The organism is Antarcticibacterium flavum (genome assembly GCF_006159205.1).
Lineage (GTDB): Bacteria > Bacteroidota > Bacteroidia > Flavobacteriales > Flavobacteriaceae > Gillisia > Gillisia flava.
Genome location: NZ_CP040812.1, coordinates 4,055,494 through 4,072,915, shown reverse-complemented (window position 1 = coordinate 4,072,915; position 17,422 = coordinate 4,055,494). Strand labels below are relative to the sequence as shown.

General features: G+C 38.8%; 12 protein-coding genes. 1 reads left to right on the top strand and 11 read right to left on the bottom strand.

Annotation, left to right across the window (positions count from 1 at the left end):
• Window positions 1-10: 10 nt before the first annotated feature.
• The 7 genes from FHG64_RS17815 to FHG64_RS17790 form a co-directional block, all read right to left on the bottom strand.
• On the bottom strand, window positions 11-2,335 hold the full coding sequence (locus FHG64_RS17815) for a glycoside hydrolase family 3 N-terminal domain-containing protein (RefSeq protein ID WP_174760410.1): 2,325 nt from the start codon (window positions 2,333-2,335) through the stop codon (window positions 11-13).
• A gap of 2 nt (window positions 2,336-2,337) precedes the next feature.
• Window positions 2,338-3,759, bottom strand: a complete 1,422-nt coding sequence (locus FHG64_RS17810) for a glycoside hydrolase family 30 protein (RefSeq protein WP_139067652.1) — start codon at window positions 3,757-3,759, stop codon at window positions 2,338-2,340.
• Window positions 3,760-3,825: 66 nt separating this feature from the next.
• Window positions 3,826-5,544, bottom strand: coding sequence for a SusE domain-containing protein (locus FHG64_RS17805; RefSeq protein ID WP_139067651.1), 1,719 nt, complete (start codon window positions 5,542-5,544; stop codon window positions 3,826-3,828).
• 25 nt (window positions 5,545-5,569) lie between these two features.
• Window positions 5,570-5,716, bottom strand: a complete 147-nt coding sequence (locus tag FHG64_RS19675) for a glycoside hydrolase family 30 beta sandwich domain-containing protein (protein WP_246054385.1) — start codon at window positions 5,714-5,716, stop codon at window positions 5,570-5,572.
• Between the two features lie 80 nt (window positions 5,717-5,796).
• Complete coding sequence (locus tag FHG64_RS17800) at window positions 5,797-7,032, bottom strand: glycoside hydrolase family 30 protein (RefSeq protein ID WP_218937527.1); 1,236 nt, start codon at window positions 7,030-7,032, stop codon at window positions 5,797-5,799.
• A gap of 11 nt (window positions 7,033-7,043) precedes the next feature.
• Window positions 7,044-8,531: a RagB/SusD family nutrient uptake outer membrane protein gene (locus FHG64_RS17795; protein ID WP_139067650.1), complete on the bottom strand. Its 1,488-nt coding sequence runs from the start codon at window positions 8,529-8,531 to the stop codon at window positions 7,044-7,046.
• Window positions 8,532-8,544: 13 nt separating this feature from the next.
• Entirely contained in the window at window positions 8,545-11,472 is a 2,928-nt protein-coding gene (locus FHG64_RS17790; protein ID WP_139067649.1) for a SusC/RagA family TonB-linked outer membrane protein, read from the bottom strand.
• A gap of 382 nt (window positions 11,473-11,854) precedes the next feature.
• On the opposite strand from FHG64_RS17790, the gene FHG64_RS17785 reads away from it, so the two are divergent.
• Complete coding sequence (locus FHG64_RS17785) at window positions 11,855-14,605, top strand: helix-turn-helix and ligand-binding sensor domain-containing protein (RefSeq protein WP_168191385.1); 2,751 nt, start codon at window positions 11,855-11,857, stop codon at window positions 14,603-14,605.
• Between the two features lie 24 nt (window positions 14,606-14,629).
• On the opposite strand, the gene FHG64_RS17780 is transcribed toward FHG64_RS17785, so the two are convergent.
• The 4 genes from FHG64_RS17780 to FHG64_RS17765 are packed head-to-tail and all read right to left on the bottom strand — an operon-like array spanning window position 14,630 to window position 17,411.
• Window positions 14,630-14,989, bottom strand: a complete 360-nt coding sequence (locus FHG64_RS17780) for a nuclear transport factor 2 family protein (protein WP_139067647.1) — start codon at window positions 14,987-14,989, stop codon at window positions 14,630-14,632.
• A gap of 7 nt (window positions 14,990-14,996) precedes the next feature.
• A complete protein-coding gene (locus FHG64_RS17775; RefSeq protein WP_139067646.1) occupies window positions 14,997-15,863 on the bottom strand; it encodes a DUF4138 domain-containing protein in 867 nt (288 codons plus the stop codon).
• Window positions 15,860-16,807 carry a conjugative transposon protein TraM gene (gene traM / locus FHG64_RS17770; RefSeq protein ID WP_139067645.1) on the bottom strand — a complete coding sequence of 316 codons (948 nt, stop codon included), beginning with the start codon at window positions 16,805-16,807 and terminating at the stop codon, window positions 15,860-15,862. Before traM ends, FHG64_RS17775 begins: the two co-directional genes overlap by 4 nt.
• Window positions 16,797-17,411, bottom strand: a complete 615-nt coding sequence (locus FHG64_RS17765; protein WP_139067644.1) for a conjugal transfer protein TraK — start codon at window positions 17,409-17,411, stop codon at window positions 16,797-16,799. Before FHG64_RS17765 ends, traM begins: the two co-directional genes overlap by 11 nt.
• Window positions 17,412-17,422 lie beyond the last annotated feature (11 nt).

The following is a 17,422-nucleotide window of genomic DNA, read 5'->3' as shown; positions in this document are numbered from 1 at the left end:
ATTCAAAATCCTAATCCAAAACCTCAAATAAAACTTTCAAATCTTTTATCATTAGTTCGAACTCCCCGGGTTCAACAAAAGCTTTCCCATCCCTGTTTATGTAGGCAAGATCTTCAGCATTTAAGATAAAAGATACGACTTGAGTTTCGCCGGGTTCTAATTCGATCTTCTTAAATCGTCTTAATCGTTTTACATCGGGAGTGATTCCTGTAGCATAAAGATCGGAAGAAAATAATTCCACTACTTCTTTTCCTTTTCTTTTGCCGGTGTTTGTCACTTTGACCTCCACGTTAATATTTCCGGTTCTGCCAATGGATTCTTTATCTATTGTAAGATCGCTAAACTCAAAAGTAGTATAGCTTAAACCGTACCCAAAAGAAAATTGTGGGCTATAGTCCGCTTCATAATTATATACCCCTTCAGCCGCAGTTTGCTCTTCTGAGTGCTTATGGATATAAGGGATCAAGGCATTAGGATATCTTGGGTAATTATAAGGAAGTTTGCCTGATGGATTTACATCTCCAAAAACTACATCGGCCACAGCATCTCCACCATAGTTACCCGGTAAATACGTTTGTATGATCCCCTGGATTTCCTTTTCAAATTTACTTATGATCCTGGGACGGCCTTCATTTAGGATCAAAATTACTGGTTTACCTGTAGCTGCCAGTTTCTTCGCGAGTTCTGTTTGGTTATCACTTAGATATAGATCGTTTAAGTCACCTGGTTTTTCCGTATAAGTATTCTCTCCAACACATAATAAAATGTAATCCACACCATCAGCAGCAGCAATAGCTTCCTCAAATTGATCTTTCTCATCTTCGTAATATTTCCCCTCCATAATATAGCTCACGCCGGGAACAAAGGTTACGTTAGTCTTTCCTATTTCATTTTGAACCGCCTCAAGTATAGTATTATAATCTTCAGCAAACTCCTCTGTTTTTTCACCCTGCCAGGAGTAGGTCCAGGCCCCATTAAGGGTACGCATTGAATTGGCATTTGGACCGGTAACCAGTACTTTGGCAGTTTTCTTTAAAGGAAGAATGTTATCCTCATTTTTCAATAAGGTAATTGCCTCTGCAGCCATATTATATGCTGACTGCTCAAATTCTTTACTTCCAAATTTTGGATAGTTCTCATAATGGGTTACAGGGGTCTCAAATAAATTGAGTGCTATTTTCACCTTAAGAATTCGGCGTACAGCATCATCTATACGTTCTACAGCAACCTCACCTTCATTAACAAGCTCTACTAAATTATCAAAGAAACGTTCATATTCATAAGGCACCATAGACATATCCACTCCGGCATTTATTGCCATTTTAATGGCTTCCTTATCACTTGCGGCTACACGATCCCTTCTATGAAGGTTTTCAATATCTGCCCAATCTGTTACTACCAGGCCTTCAAAATTTAATTCTTCCTTTAGCATTGTAGTAAGCAGGTCATAATTGGCATGAACGGGTACCCCATTGATGATACCTGAATTTACCATAATGGTATGTGCTCCCGCATCTATGGCTGCCTTAAAGGGTGGTAAATGATATTCGCGTAATGCATCCTCAGGGATATAAGCGGGGGTACGATCCTTCCCGGATGTAACCGCATGATATCCTAAAAAGTGTTTTAAACTGGAAGCAAGATGCTCCGGATGCCCTATATTATTATCTTTTCCTTCATAACCATCTATCATTGCCACTCCCAGGACAGAAGTTAAATATGGGTCTTCCCCAAAAGATTCCCACATACGGGAAAAGCGAGGGTCCATTCCCAAATCCAGTACAGGTGAAAAATTCCAGGAAATACCACTTGCGCGGGTTTCGTACGCAGTAATTGCAGCTCCCTGTTCCACAAGCTCCGGATTCCTACTTGCAGCCTGAGCTATTTGTTGAGGAAACATTGTTGCTCCCGCAGTATAGGTTGCACCGTGAATTTCATCTACTCCATAGATAATAGGAATGTTTAGCCTACTTTCTTTTGTATTAGTTTCCTGAATTTCACTAATAATGGAATACCATTTTTCCTTAGTTAACGCTCTATTATTGGCTGTATTTAAAAAAGAGCCCACCTTGTATTCCTTAATCGCCTTTTTTAAAAGGTCTTTATCCAAATTAAACGGCTCATAGCTGGAAAATCGATTCTCCCCTTCCCCAATAACATCAAGTGTAACCTGGGTCATTTGGCCTACCTTTTCCTCCAGCGTCATTTTATCCAAAAGTTCCTGGGCACGAGCGTTGATTTCTTCCTTATCAAGTCGTTGTTGATCCTGTGCCACCACAGCACCAAGATTTAAAACCAGGAAGCTGCATATCAATACAAGTTGTCTTATTTTCATCTTTATAATACCAGGGTTCCCACAGCACCTGCAGGAAGAGTTACAAGAACTTCTTTTCCACTTAAATCCACTTTAACTGTTCTTTCTTCTTCAGCTTTATTCTGAATGATCACTGCTGTCTTTCCCTCTGGCGTTTTAAAAGCCACATTCGGTAAATTATCAGGTTCATTTGAAGCTACGCGTACAGATCCCGGACGAACGAATTTGGAAGCCTGTCCAATAATATAATAGGCTGGTTCACGGGTAACGTCGTCTCCTGTGATTGTAATTGCTCCAAGACAACGATCACATCCACCTCTGTCTGTATGAGGTTTTTGATTTTCATCTGCAGCAAGATTCCATTCCAGTACATTCCGGCTCCAGTTTCGAGGTGCGCCAATGATAAGATTCTCAATGTGCCAGGTCATTTCCTTGGAAAAATCTCCGGGAGCTCCTACCCATTGCTCGGTGAAATATATATTCTTATCTGGATGAGCTTCGTGAACTTGAGATAAAGCATCAATCGTACCTCCATATAAATGAAAAGCTGAACCATCTATATATTTTGCCGCCTCCGGATCGTCTAAAATAGAAATTGGATAATCTGGTCTATCTGCATTATGATCGTAAAGAATGATTTTTGTAGCAATTCCATTCTGCTCAAAGACTGGCCCTAAATGATTTTTTACAAAGTCCGCCTGGTCTTCTGCTTCCATCAGTAAACTTGGATTATTACCCGGATGTAGTGGCTCATTTTGAACGGTAATGGCATCAATTGTAATCCCCTCCTCTGCCATTGCCTCAATGTATTTCACGAAGTAATTTGCATAGGCCGGATAGAATTCTTTCTTTAAACTTCCTCCCCGTGTATCATTATTATCTTTCATCCAGGTTGGTGGGGACCAGGGTGATCCCATAATTTTAATATCGGGGGAAACTTCAAGAATTTTCTTTAAAACCGGAATTAAATGAAGGGTGTCATAGGCAAGGCTAAATCTTTCAAGAGATTCATCTGTTTCCCCTTCCGGCAGGTCATTATAAGAAAAGGTTGTCTCATCAAGGTCTGACGCTCCAATGCTTAATCTCAAATAACTTACTCCTAAATCTCCTTCGCTCGTTCCAAATAATTCCTGAATTAGATCTGTTTTTGCATTATCACTCATAGCATTGATGTGCATTGCACTTCCACCTGTAAGGGTATAACCAAAGCCATCTATTTTCTGAAAAGTTGTAGAGGTATCAATATTTATTGTGGCGTGAGCCTCTGTTTCTTCTGTACTGTTTATATTAATTTCAGATCGTTTCAATAAAGATTGTTGATCCAGAGTGGTAAGCCATAATTCCGCTTTTTCTGTTTTGTTATTATTTTCTTCACAAGCGATAAATACTGAAACAATCGCGAACACCATAAGTGTTTTGAACGATTTTGAATAAAAAATTTGCATAGTTAGGGTATAAGGAAGCTACCGGAGATTATTCCCGGCAGCTTCACTGGATTAAAATTAGGCTAATTACTCTGCTATAAATTCGTAGGTTCCGGTTTGATAATCCTCAGAAACTTCAATATTTGCGGTATATGTTCCGGAGCTTGTTATATTAACAAAATTCGAACTGTCGCCTGCATTTGTCATAGTTCCGGACATTGCTGAAGGATCATCTGCACCAAATTGGATATCCCAGGGGGAATTAAATTTCATCTCATAACCTGCTTCCAAAGGCTGAGTGGTGGTGAACTTGTAAGGATGTACATAGGTCATTAGAAACTCATCCCTATCATCCCAATTACTCCAATGGAAAAGTTTAATGTTATAATATTTCCAACTTAAACTTCCAGACTCAAAATTAAAGTTTAAAAGGTAAGCCTGGTCCCTTGCAACTGCGATATCATCCTCGCCTTCCACAAGTGGAATACTTCCTGCTGCGGAATCTCCATCTGGATTTGAGGTGTCTCCAATCATTCCATTTAAGGAATAAGCTGTTCCTGAACCATCCTCAGCACTATTCAACTGATAACTGGCAGAGGCCTGCAAAGCGATATACGTCACGGAGCGGAACACATCTCCATCCTTTTCAAAGGTTGCTACGGTCTCTCCGTTGGATAACAAATAAAGATTCTCAGGTGTTTCTGAAGGGGGATTGCTAACAACCGCTTCTCTTTCTAATGAATAAGTATAGGTATCACCAGAAAGATCTACAGTGATGATATAATTTCCGGCAGTTGATAATGGAATATCTTCAATTTGAATTCCTGCATCCCCGGCCTGGGATTCCATATATAATCTATCCTGAGTTCCCTGAATCCTTTTAAACAGGTAGCCCCAGTCGCCATTTAGACGGAATAAGAATCCTCCCTCCTGCAGGGACATTTCACTTTTCCAGGTTCCATTACCTGTATATTCCAAAGCTTCATCTCCACCCCAGCCGTCAGGAATAACGTCCCCTACAATTCCTAACCTGTCTATTTTTAGCAGCTCATAAGTTTCTGTCTCCAGATCTATGGTTAACCTGTATACTCCACTTTCAGCAACACTAATTGCTCCTCCATTTTTAACCAACTCTCCATCATTTCCACCATATATATGTGCAGGCATTCCCGGATTACTGTATATTCTGAAACCCTGGCCGGCTTCCAATTGAGTGTAAGTTTCAAATCTATAAGTTAATTGTCCATCTGCATTGTTAAGTGCTCTAAATGGAATAGCATCAGCAAGATTTGTCCCTGCCTCAGTACCCACACCACTTAAGTATAAATTTTGAGGTTTATACTCGGTTTCAAAACGGGTAACAGATAATTCCTGAGCATCCACAGCTTGTTTGTCAATGCTGGTCGCAATAACTGCTATCTCAACATTTGATTCTGCCCCGGCTTCATAACCGGCAAAGGATAGAGCCTGGTCAATCTCTGATGCGGTAAAAGATGCTGAAGTTTCCCTTCCACCATTTCCGGAAACCTTACTTAAAATAGGCGAGTTATAATCATCACTACCCACTGTATCTATCACCAGGGTATATCGCACCTGGTAACGCTCACTTGAAACTGCAGGTTCCCATGAAAATTCAAAACTTTCACCGGGTATGGTTTCATTTAAAATGATATTGGAATTTGAGAGCTCAAGTACAGGTTCACTCAAATCCCACTCACCAATTGCTGCCATATTATCTTCCTCTTCACAGGAATACAAAAAGCCAAGTGCAATAAAAGCACAAAGAAGTATTTTAATTTTTTTCATTTTATATTGATTTTGTTCTTATTAATTATTCCCAAACAATACTTGCAACTGCCCTGGGATCTATTTGAGCAGAGAAACTGTTACCTTCAATTATTACAGAAAAATTTCTTGTTGATGATGATTCATTAAGAATTACAAGTACTTTTGAACCATCCAGGTTTTCAAATGCCACGTTGCTCAACCCAGTATTTGATTCAAAATTTGTGGAACCAATACGGTATGCGCCCGGTCGAACAAATTTGGAAAATTGACCTATTGCATAATACTCCACATTTTTCTCAATTTGATTCGAGGATGTAATAGTGACCACACCTCTACAATCCTGGCATCCGTTATTAGTTGGACCATAATTTTCATCCAGGGCAAGATTCCAAAAAACAACATTTTTTGACCAGTTTCTGGTAGCTCCCATTGTGATGTTTTTAGTATTCCACATGAGATTGTCTTCAAAACTCGTAGCCCATTCCCCCCCGATATCTCTGTGAAATAAAGGTTCTTGTCTGGAAAGGCTGTGTGAACCGTACTCATTGCAGAAACATCTCCTGCATAAGCATGAAAGGCTGCTCCATCTACATACCTTGAAGCTTCCGCATCTTCATAAATGTAAATGGGATAATCTGGCCTATCAAAATTATGATCGTATGCTATTATCTTTGTGCTAATATTATTCTCTTCGAATGTAGGGCCAAGACTATTTTTTATGAATTCTGCCTGCACCGGTGCCTCCATTCTCATTGTAGGGTAACCTGCCTCATGAAGTGGCTCATTTTGTGGAGTAATGGCATCTATTACAATACCGTGAGCAGCATAAGCCTCTATATATTTTACAAAATATTCAGCATATACATCGTACCATCTTGGCCTAAGATTACCTCCATTTAATGATTGATTAGCTTTCATCCATGCAGGTGCGCTCCAGGGGCTGCCCATAATCCTCATATCTGGCGCGATCTGCAATATGCTTTTAAACACCGGTACGACATGTTTCTCGTCTTCAGCTATAGAAAAGTTAATTAGATCGGGATCTTCTTCCCCTGCCGGCATATCATTATAGGTGAAATTGCTTAAAGAAAAATCTGATGCTCCTATTGTCATTCTCAAGTAACTTATTCCAATACCATTTTCTGGATGAAAGAGATCTGAAAGGAGTGCATTTTTTGGGGCATTATCCATTCGGTTTATTAGAAAGGCAGAGGAGCCGGTAAGGGCAGCTCCAAAGCCTTCTATTTCCTGGAACCGCTGACCTGGATCAATTGTAATAGAAGGATAAGAAGTTTCTACATTGTCAATAATTTCGAGGTCTTCCTGTTTACTTAGGAGCTTGGTCTGGGCACCATTTGTTACCCAAAGCCCGGCACTACCTACCACCTCACCTACAGGCGGTGAAGGAGAGGTGGGCGGCTTGTAAGTTGGCTGGTCATCATTGGTACAAGATAGAGCAAGAAGCCCAATTCCTGTAGCCAACAATATAGTTTTGAAATTTGTCATACTTCCTTGTATTAGTAACCAGGGTTTTGAGTCAATTGTGGATTACGATTTATCTCATTTTGAGGAATTGGAAGTAGGACATCTGTTTGAGATGCGTTATAATTAACCGGTTGGTTAGTCCTCAAATCAATATCATCTACACTATTCATCGTTTCCACCATAACGCCATATCGAACAAGATCACTCCATCTCTGTGCCTCCTGAGCCAGTTCCAGCCTTCTTTCTTTTAAGATAGCGGCTCGCATTGAATTAACTGAAGCGGAAATATCATTTTCCAAGTCTGGAAGACTTACACGATTTCTTATAATATTGACCTGGGCAGCGGCTTCTGCAGGTTGACCAAGTTCATTTAAAGCCTCGGCTTTTAAGAGAATAATATCTGCCAGACGCAGTATGTAATCATTATCTGCACTTGCCCAACCACTTGCATTCCTCCATTTATATGCAAAAGGTACCTGGCTGTTTACAGAATTTCCCCAGTACTCATCAATCCAGGGCACTGCTTCGAATAACATAGTAGCATTCTTTCGAACATCATCACCTTCAGAATCAAAAGCTTCTACAAGATCCTTGGAAGGTGTAACAAATTTCCTCCAGGTATCCCCGCTTACAGATGGCGGTAAATGCATTTGTGGCCCCCAGGTTCCTTCATCTCCACCTAAATATTGAATTTCAAGAATTGATTCCTGATTATTATAATTATTGCCGTTGAAAAGCAAATCATAATTACTCAATAAGGAATACCCTGCAGGACTATTAATTACTGCATTAGCGTGTTCAAGAACTGCCCCATAATTTGGATTAGGCCTTTGAGCGTGAACCTTGGCAAGTAGTGCATTGGCAGCTCCTTTAGTAGCCCGTGCTTTATTTACACTGGCATCATTCCCATAGGTGTGAGGTAAAAGATCCAATGCATTTTCGAGATCTGTTATTATTTGATTGTAAACTTCCTCTGCGCTATTTCTTGGTAACCTAACATCTCCGGGAGCAACACTTTTTACAGTTTCAGTAATAAGCGGAACTCCACCCCAAAGTTTTACCAGATTGAAATAATGATAGGCTCTTAAGAAAAGTGCCTGCCCTTCAAACTGCCTTCTTTGTTCATCTGTTATATCCCTTTCAATAAGTGGTGCTCTTTCAATTACCAGGTTAGCTTTGGAAATTGCATTATATATGGCAGACCATGCATTAAACACCCTATCATTAGTTGTTGATATATTTAAATTATCAATTTCGAATATCTGTGGATTATCTCCCCCAGCATAATGATTATCTGAGCGTACATCTTCAAAAAGTATTTTATCCCACACGTAGTAATCATTTGATTGGAAGGATTCATACACTCCTGTTAACGCTGCTTCAAGTTGAGTTCCAGTAGCATATGCATTATCCACTGTCTCTTCAGAAATTGGTTGCAAATCCAAGGAATCTTCACAACTTGCAAAGGCAATACCTAACAATAGAATTCCTATATATTTTATGGCTTTAATTTTTCTCATGATCACTTAATTTTTAGAATGTGAGGTTTAGTCCCATTATTAAATTTCTTGTTTGAGGATACGTCCCGAAGTCCACTCCTACAGCTGTATTACTTCCTCCAAAAGCATTCACCTCAGGATCAAAACCTGAATAATCTGTTATGGTAAAGAGATTTTCTCCGGTAGCATATATTTTTACACCACTTAAAGAAAGCCTATCTGTTAGTGAAGCCGGTACATTATAGCTTAAAGTCAAAGCCTTCATTCTTAAATAAGACCCGTCTTCAACAAATCTTGAAGAAATTCTTGAATTATTCGTATTCCCTTCAGAAGCTCGGGGAATATTTGTAATATCTCCTGGTTCTCTCCACCTGTTTAAAACTACAGCCGACTGATTCTTAGAATCTGTCATACCCTCAGTTTCAATCCTTGTTGCATTAAATATGTCATTGCCCTGAGATCCCTGGAGGAAAACAGATAAACCAAAGTTTTTAAAACTGAAAGTATTGGTTAAACCGTATATGAAATCTGGGTTTGCATCCCCTATTATTCTTCGGTCTGCAGCAGTAGGTTCGAAGGTGGATTCGCCTTCCTGGTTTATATAAAAGGCATTTCCTGTTTCTGGATCAACACCTCCCCAAACGTATCCAAAAAATGATCCCAGAGGTTCTCCTTCCCGAACCAAACTCACTTGACCTCTGCCGGCAACTCCACCACCAAAGATCTCCTGACCTACAATATTCACTACCTCATTTCTGTTAAACGAAATATTGAAATCTGTATTCCACTTAAACTCGTTATTAGTATTTATTGTAGAAAGCTGGAATTCAAGTCCTCTATTTCTCAATTGTCCAATGTTTTGAATAGCATTGTCGAAACCGGTAGACCTTGGCAATGGGGCGTTTAATAATAGTTCCCTTGTGTTCTTAACATAGGCATCTGCTGTGAAAGTTATTCTGTTTTCCAAAAAGGAAACATCAAGACCCACATTCAGTTGTTCAGATTCCTCCCATTTCAGGCTTTCATTCGCTATAGATGCAGGATAGGTTCCCGGCATAACAACCCCACCAATGGGGTAATTCCCTCCACTTCCAACTCTGCCGAAATATGCGTAATTATTTATCTGGTCGTTACCTACAACTCCCCAACCTGCTCTAAGCTTCAAACTGCTTACAGACTCCATATTAGTCATAAAATCTTCTTCAGATACCTGCCATCCCACTGAGAAGGAAGGAAAATAACCCCACCTGTTTTGAGGTCCAAAGTTGCTGGAACCATCTGCCCTAAAATTGGCAGTTAAAAGGTATTTCCCATCAAAATTATAGTTTACTCTTGCTATGTAAGAAGCATTGGCCTTTTCAGCTTTATCGGCCGAGGCAGCAATGATTTCAGACCCCGCATTTGGGGTAGTAATTTGGTCACTTGCAAAATTTCTTCGTTCCATATTACTGTTTTCCCAGCGGTACTTTTGGAAAACAGATCCGGCAAGTGCTTCGAAATCATGTTTCCCAAATCTCTTAGTATAAGTTATTGTATTATCAATTATATAGTAATTACTTAGATTGGTATTATATCTCCCTATCCCGCTCATCGCTCTACCATAACTTGTACTAAAGGGATCCAGGAAATAATCATAGTTTGCACTGCTATAATCTGTTCCTAAATTGGTTCTAAACTTTAAACCATCTAGAAAATAGATCTCAGCAAACACATTACCTAATAACCGCTGATTGGTATAACCTCTTACCGCCGCATCTGTGGAAGAAACTGGATTTTCCCAATCCTGGAATGGATTACTTGTGTATGTTCCATCTGGGTTGAAAATTCCAATATTTGGAGGGGTAGAAAGAACTCCTAAAAGGACCCCACCGCTGTTAACACTAGTATTATCGGTAACATCAACGTCTGAATAATGTGTATAAGCTATGTTGGTACCTACTTTAATATAATCGTTCACCTGCTGCGAAAAGTTTACCTTAAAGTTATATCGCTCCATTTCAGAACTTCTTACAGCACCTTCCTGTTTAGTATACCCTCCGGAAACATAATAAGATGTTCCATCATTTCTTCCCGACATTGAAGCCTGATGATTCGTTGACAAACCATCCTGGAATATCACATTTTGCCAATCGGTATTTTCAGTGTACCTGGACCAATCTGTATTCCTCCCAAGCTCGGTCATCAAATCCCTGTACTGTTCCCCGTTGAGTACCGGAAGGGTTTTCCAGACCTGAGAAACACCTACATATGAATCAATCGATAATTGAGGTTTTCCTGTTTTACCCTGCTTGGTAGTGATCAAAACCACACCATTCGCTCCCTGTGCACCGTATATAGCGGCAGAAGAAGCATCTTTTAATATTGATAAAGTCTCAATATCTGATGGATTCAAAGAGCGCGTATCTGTTGTTGGAACTCCATCTACTACATATAAAGGTTCACTACTGGAATTTATCGAGTTAGTTCCTCGAATTCTGATATTAAAACCTGCCGAAGGTTTTCCAGAACCAGAAACCACCTGAACTCCAGCTGCCTTACCTTGCAAAAGCGCACCAACCTGGGTATTTGGTCTATCTTCAAAGGCCTCTTCATCCACAACCGAAACAGATCCTGTAATATTCCGCCTTTGTTGGCTACCATATCCTATAACTACAACCTGATCCAATGATTGAGCATCCTCTTGTAGAACAATTTCTAGATTGGTTGAGTCACTAATTGTAAGTTCAGTTGTGACATAACCCAAGAAAGAAACTACAAGAACGTCGCCTAATTCCGCATTTAACGAAAAATTTCCGTCAAAATCTGTTTGTGTTCCTACTGTGGTATTTTTAACTATAACATTGGCACCCGGCAGTGGTAACCCTGAGGCATCAGTAACTGTACCTGTGACCTGATTGTTTTGGGCAAAAGAGCTACCCATAATAAACAAAAATAGAATTCCGAGATAATCTTTTATTCTCATTATATAAAATGTTTTTAGGTAAAAATTTAAAAGGTTGCCGGTGAAGTTTCTGTGCTTAATAAAAGATGAACAGTTCTTAACACCGAAAACGTTTTCTTGTTAAATTAAAGTGAGGTCTAAATTATTATATGTTAACAGAAATTCTAAAAAATGCACTACATTTGGATTACTTCAAGAAAATCGAATGATACGTCAACACCACGTCATTTTTAATAAAGACCTAATTTTCAATTTTTTACATTTTGTTATTTTGGTGTATTTTTTCCTGTTTCCAAATTGCGGCTATAGTCAGGGGGATTACCTTATTAATAATTTTAACAAACCTCCTAAAATCACTCATTACTCCCGAAAAGACTTTCAAGCCGACGCACAATTCTGGACAATGGCAAGAGATAATGAAGACATTTTATATTTTGGGAATAATGATGGGGTGATTGTTTATGATGGAGAACGATGGCAAAAAGTTGTACTTCCAAATAATTCCTCGGTACGTAGTTTAACATATTCCAGTAATGGTAAAATTTATGCCGGTGGATTTAATGAACTTGGCCTTATAGAAAAAGATTCAATAGGAAAGTATTATTACAAGTCCCTATTAAAAGAATTACAGCTTGAAAATGAGAATTTAGAAAATCTTTGGCAAGTCCATGAATTTAAAGATTACATCGTCTACCGATCTTTCAAAGAGTTAATAGTAATTTCCGGAAATTCTGCAACACATATTCCTTCCAACAATGCCTTTATTTTTTCAGCAGTAGTAGGAACTAAATTTTACGTGCAGGATGCAGAAACAGGAATTCTGGAATTTGATCCTATTAGCTTGCAATTAAACCTCCTCTATGAACCCAAGGAATATTTGAATAACTCAATGGTAGGAATACTACCAACGAAAAACAATGATTTACTATTGGTGTCAAAAGAAGGCAACGTTTTTACAGGAACAACCTCTACTAAAGAAATTAGATTATGGAAGACGATTTTTGAAAAAAATATCAATGATGAAATCATTTCCGCTATACCACATGAAGATAATTATCTACTAGGAACATTGGGTTCCAGGATATTAATGGTCACCAACAATGGCGAAGTAATTAAGGACTCTCCTGCATTCGAAAATGTTCACAATTCCTCTATACTCAATTTATATAAAAGTGGAAGGAATGTATGGGCACTTCTTAATAATGGTTTAGATTATATAGAATTTGATTCGCCTGTCTCTATTCTCTTTGAAGAAGCTTCCATTTATGATATTCTACTTGATAATAATTTCATATATCTGGCCACCAATAAAGGAGTTTTTTATTCTGCTTATAAAGGGATAGAATCCCAATATGATTTAAAGTTTGAGAAAATACCTAACCTGGAAGGGCAGGCCTGGGCAGTACAAAAGGTTGAAGAATCAGTAATAATTAGTCACGATAAAGGTTTATTTTATTTAAAAGATAACTTACCTCATAAGATTGGAGATAGTGATGGTTTTTGGAAAATAATTGAGATTGACAGCAAACCAAACACCTATCTCGCTGCCAATTATAACGGGCTATTTCTATTGGAAAAAAACAAACAAAATTGGAATTTAAAACGAAAATTAAGCGGTTTCAATGAGTCTAGCCGGGACATTTTAAAGGCTGATGAAGAAAACACTTTTTGGGTTTGTCATGGCTACAAAGGAGTCTATAAATTAAAGATTGATTCAGATTATAACCGAATATATGCCATGGATCATTATACAGATCAAAATGGACTAACTTCTCCTTTTAACGTAAATGTTACCAGATGGAATGATGATATTATTTTTACAACGAACACAGGAATTTATGAATTCAACAAAAGCAACAACAGGTTTGAACCTTATAATGACCTTAATCAAATTCTGGATACTACAGCAAATACCAGGAAATTAATTCAAAATGAAAGTACAACCTGGGTCGTACAGGATGACGAAGTTGGTTATTTCAATCTAAAGGAGCCCGATGCCCAGGTTAATAAAAGCCTATTTTTAAATTTAAAGGGAAGCTTAAACCGCGGTATGGAAAGTATTCTTCCCCTTCAAGGTGGAAATGTTCTTATTGGTGCAACAACTGGCTTATATTTATACAATACAAGTAGGGACACGACTAACGAAACCCTTTCAACAAAAATTACCCGAATTTCCTTTATCAAGGGTGAGGCGGAAGAACAAATACCGCTTATTGCACAACAGAAAATATCTTTGCCAAATACAACAGAGATTTTAAGATTTGAATTTTCAGCTCCTGGAATGTCTCCCTCTTCCCCTGTACAGTATCAATATATACTTGAAGGAATAGACCAGAAATGGTCTTCGTGGGAAAACCAGAATTACAAAGAATACACACATCTTAGACCCGGTAATTATAATTTCAAAGTAAGAAGTAGAGATTTAATTGGAAACAGCGGTAATGAAGCGACTTTCGAGTTTGTAATTCCCCCTGTATGGTACCAAACCACAGCTGCCATTATTGGTTATATATTACTTTTTCTAGCTCTGGCCGTATTATTATTCTACTTAATAAAGCGTAAAATCGAAATCGAAAGGGAAAAAGCCAGACTGGCTGCACAAAAGAGCAAAAAATTATTGGAACTGGAAATTGAACAACTAAGATTAAAACGAGACAAGGAAAATATTCGCAAGGACAAGTTATTATTAGAAGAAGATAATATTAGAAAAAGTAAAGAGCTTGCTAATTATACAATGATGCTGGTGAAAAAAAAGGATATTTTCGTCGAAACTTTTTCAAATTTAAAGGAGTTGAAAAATTCAATTAACACCCAGGCGGCTCGAAAAAAAATTCAGGATATTCTAATTAAACTTCAGCAACACCGCATTGGAGAAGAATTTATGGATATTTTCGACGTGAATTTTGAAAAGGTTCATAAAAATTTCTTCAAGGAACTAAAAAATATAAATCCAGATTTGACTAAACGGGAATTGCGTTTATGCGCTTTCGTTAAAATGAATCTAACCAATAAAGAAATAGCTCCTCTTCTAAATATTTCTATAAGAGGTGTAGAAACTGCAAGGTACCGAGTTAGAAAAAAGCTGGACGTCCAGGAAAACAATTTCTTAACCTATCTGGAGAACATTTCTACAACCGAATCTGTGAATAGCTAATTGTGCCAGTTAATGAAATAAACATCAAAAAGGACCCTTCTCCCCCATTCCAATTTCAGCTACCTTCCAGTTCCCATTTTCTTTTACTAATTTAAAAGTTTCCGGCTGTTCTTCATAGGCTGTAGTGAATTTCACCCAGGCCGTATTCCCATTTTCGGTTTCCTGAAGGACCTTAAAATTAGAGCCCTTTTCCTCTGCAGGAAAAGATTCCTGTATGTACATAAAAGAATCAAAGCTCTCCTTGGTGGTGTGCTTTTCCAGGGTAGGCAAATCCTTCGTGTAAAAACTTTCTACCACAGCTTTGGCGGTTTCTGTATGGGACATTTGAGCCTCTGCACAGGCCATACACAGACCTAAAATGAAAATCATCATTATCTTTTTCATATTCATTTCAATTTGGATTGTTTATATACCTCTTTTTAACCTTCAGCTTTATATCACGCTCCCCGTTAAGTTCCTTTAGGTCAATTACTACGACCTTATCTTCAGCAATGGAGAATTTTGGCAGAACGTATATAAATCTTGAACTCTGACTTTTTCGAACTTTCTCCGGCATTTTATAAGTGAACACCGGTTCCTGTAAGAGTTTTTGTATGGATTTCTTTTTGCCTTTTTGCCTGGTTTCTACAGAAATGTCCAAAAACGTAGGTTCGTAATCTATGGGAGAGTCGTTTTCCAGTTTAAGAACGAAATACAACTCCTCCCCGTGAAATACAATATTTTCAACCTGTAACTGTATCCCCTCCTTCTTCTTATTGATCCTACCAAGCCGCTGTTTGCTTCTTATTAAATAGGTGCTGAAAATTTGGTAAATAAGATCTTTATCTGCTAGTATTTCCTCAGGCTTAGAACCGGGAACAAAATCATCTTCTGCTACTGATTTAAAAGCCGGGCTTTCATTGCCTATACTTCCTGACTCATCTATAAAATAGTTCAGTTTTTCCAGCTCTTCAGAATACTTTACAATATACGAAAAAACCGCTCCGGTAGTACTGATTACTAGCAAATTACTTTCCTTTCCCGGCATCCCCTGAAGCAATCCCAAATGCTGCTCTTTCTCCCTGTTATAGGTAAATACGAAATTTTCTGAACCAGTAATTCCCTGGCGGATAGGTGCAGGAAAAAAGAGGGCTACATTCTTGTGATCATTGGCGTAAATGGTATCCAGAACATCTGAAGTAAAATTTACTTCCTGGGCTGCCATAGTAGGCCAGCCGATGATAAAAATAAAAACGGATAAAATAGATAGCTTTTTCATAATTCATTGTTGCCTTGTGCGGCTTTTAAAATGAGTTTATAATTATTGGTGACGGTTACTTTTACATTCCTGTTATTTCGCTGAAAGACCTGCTTGACTCCGCTTACCTGCGGCACTCCCGGAATATCGATATCCTGGATGATATCTTCCAGCACTTCCCTGCTTGCCTCTGCCCTAATACTGTTCTCCACATAGATCCCTTCGCTACCATCCTGCAGGTCATACGCCTTTAATCTTACGGGATGACGATCAATATTCTGGATCTCAATGAGGGCACGGTTAGGCTTAAAACTTATGAAACCAAAGACAGGAGTATGTGCCGGGAGAAATTTGTTATTGATCATTGCAGCTTCGGTTAGCCGCATTCTCAGGCGATACCCCGCTCTCACTACCTGGTTTCCGTCAACCTCCACTTGATATACTTCTTCAGGGTTTTCTGTGGCTCTAACACCTTGAGTGACCGCCGGGGCAGAACTGTAAAACAACTGATGCTCCAGTCCAAGTTCTTTCGAAGAAATATGATTTGCATCGATTATAGGTTCTCTAACAACAGGTAAAGTGTCTGGTTGAATTGCTTCTTCCAGGGAAGATCTGCGGTAAGAACTTTCCGAATAACTTATTCTTCCAGACTTATAGATGCTATCCACGATTTGTTCCTTTCGCTTGTTCCGCAGGTCGGGATCATAATAGCCCAGGGAATCTAAAAATCTTTCATCATAAATACTGGGAGCAGTTACCTCCCGCTCCTCCTTCAATGCATTTACGGCATCAAGTTTCGATCTAAAATCTTTTTCCTCCTGTTCCAGGTCCGGGATGAGGGTTTCCTTCAGCTCAGTTGAACTGATGTCATCCCCACCGAATATCACCAGGCTGTAGCCCACAATAAATATAACTACTACCGCCAGCACAGAGCCGAATACGATCTTGTTCTTTTCAATTTTCATTGTTTAGTTTTTTTAAAGAGTTTTCGAAATAATTGGTAATGAGCAATCCGTGGGAATTGTTGGGAAAATGCCTGTCTACTTTAATTAAATTTCCGCTGGAGATCAATTCATATCTATCTACCACCTTTCCCCTGTTCACTTCAAAGACAGTCCTCGTCCTGAAGTCGTATGGCTCCTGCTGGATATCAACTTCAGATTCTATACTAACCACCCGTTGAACAAGGGAATACTGAAGAAGGCGGTTGTATAAGCCATCTGCTTTCTTTTGTCGATACAGGTTATCTACAGAACTGTTCCCAAGCCATAAAGCCTTCTCAAGGTTTCGCTGGTAGTTACTGGCATCGATATTATAGAACCAGGAGTGGAAAAGTTCCAGGTGCGCCAGGGCCTCCACCTGCAGGTTTTCCTGTTGCGACACCCATTTAAGCGGAATAACACTCCCATCTGTATTAATGGCAAAGGAATTATTTAAAGCTGTGCGGTTGATGTCATACACCATCCACCCAAAGAAGATCCCGGAAATCGTTGCTCCTGCCACTGTGATGAGGACTATAAACCTATTGATTTTTAAAACCTCGTAAATATTTTTATAAGGTGTTTTCATAGTTATTTCTT

What these genes read in the sequence shown, in the direction of transcription:
- FHG64_RS17810 (WP_139067652.1), bottom strand. Translation starts at nt 3,759, where the DNA reads ATGCAAATTTTTTATTCAAAATCGTTCAAAACACTTATGGTGTTCGCG.
- FHG64_RS17785 (WP_168191385.1), top strand. Translation starts at nt 11,855, where the DNA reads ATGGCAAGAGATAATGAAGACATTTTATATTTTGGGAATAATGATGGG.
- FHG64_RS17805 (WP_139067651.1), bottom strand. Translation starts at nt 5,544, where the DNA reads ATGAAAAAAATTAAAATACTTCTTTGTGCTTTTATTGCACTTGGCTTT.
- FHG64_RS17780 (WP_139067647.1), bottom strand. Translation starts at nt 14,989, where the DNA reads ATGAAAAAGATAATGATGATTTTCATTTTAGGTCTGTGTATGGCCTGT.
- FHG64_RS17790 (WP_139067649.1), bottom strand. Translation starts at nt 11,472, where the DNA reads ATGAGAATAAAAGATTATCTCGGAATTCTATTTTTGTTTATTATGGGT.
- FHG64_RS17765 (WP_139067644.1), bottom strand. Translation starts at nt 17,411, where the DNA reads ATGAAAACACCTTATAAAAATATTTACGAGGTTTTAAAAATCAATAGG.
- FHG64_RS17815 (WP_174760410.1), bottom strand. Translation starts at nt 2,335, where the DNA reads ATGAAAATAAGACAACTTGTATTGATATGCAGCTTCCTGGTTTTAAAT.
- FHG64_RS17795 (WP_139067650.1), bottom strand. Translation starts at nt 8,531, where the DNA reads ATGAGAAAAATTAAAGCCATAAAATATATAGGAATTCTATTGTTAGGT.
- traM (WP_139067645.1), bottom strand. Translation starts at nt 16,807, where the DNA reads ATGAAAATTGAAAAGAACAAGATCGTATTCGGCTCTGTGCTGGCGGTA.
- FHG64_RS17775 (WP_139067646.1), bottom strand. Translation starts at nt 15,863, where the DNA reads ATGAAAAAGCTATCTATTTTATCCGTTTTTATTTTTATCATCGGCTGG.
- FHG64_RS17800 (WP_218937527.1), bottom strand. Translation starts at nt 7,032, where the DNA reads ATGACAAATTTCAAAACTATATTGTTGGCTACAGGAATTGGGCTTCTT.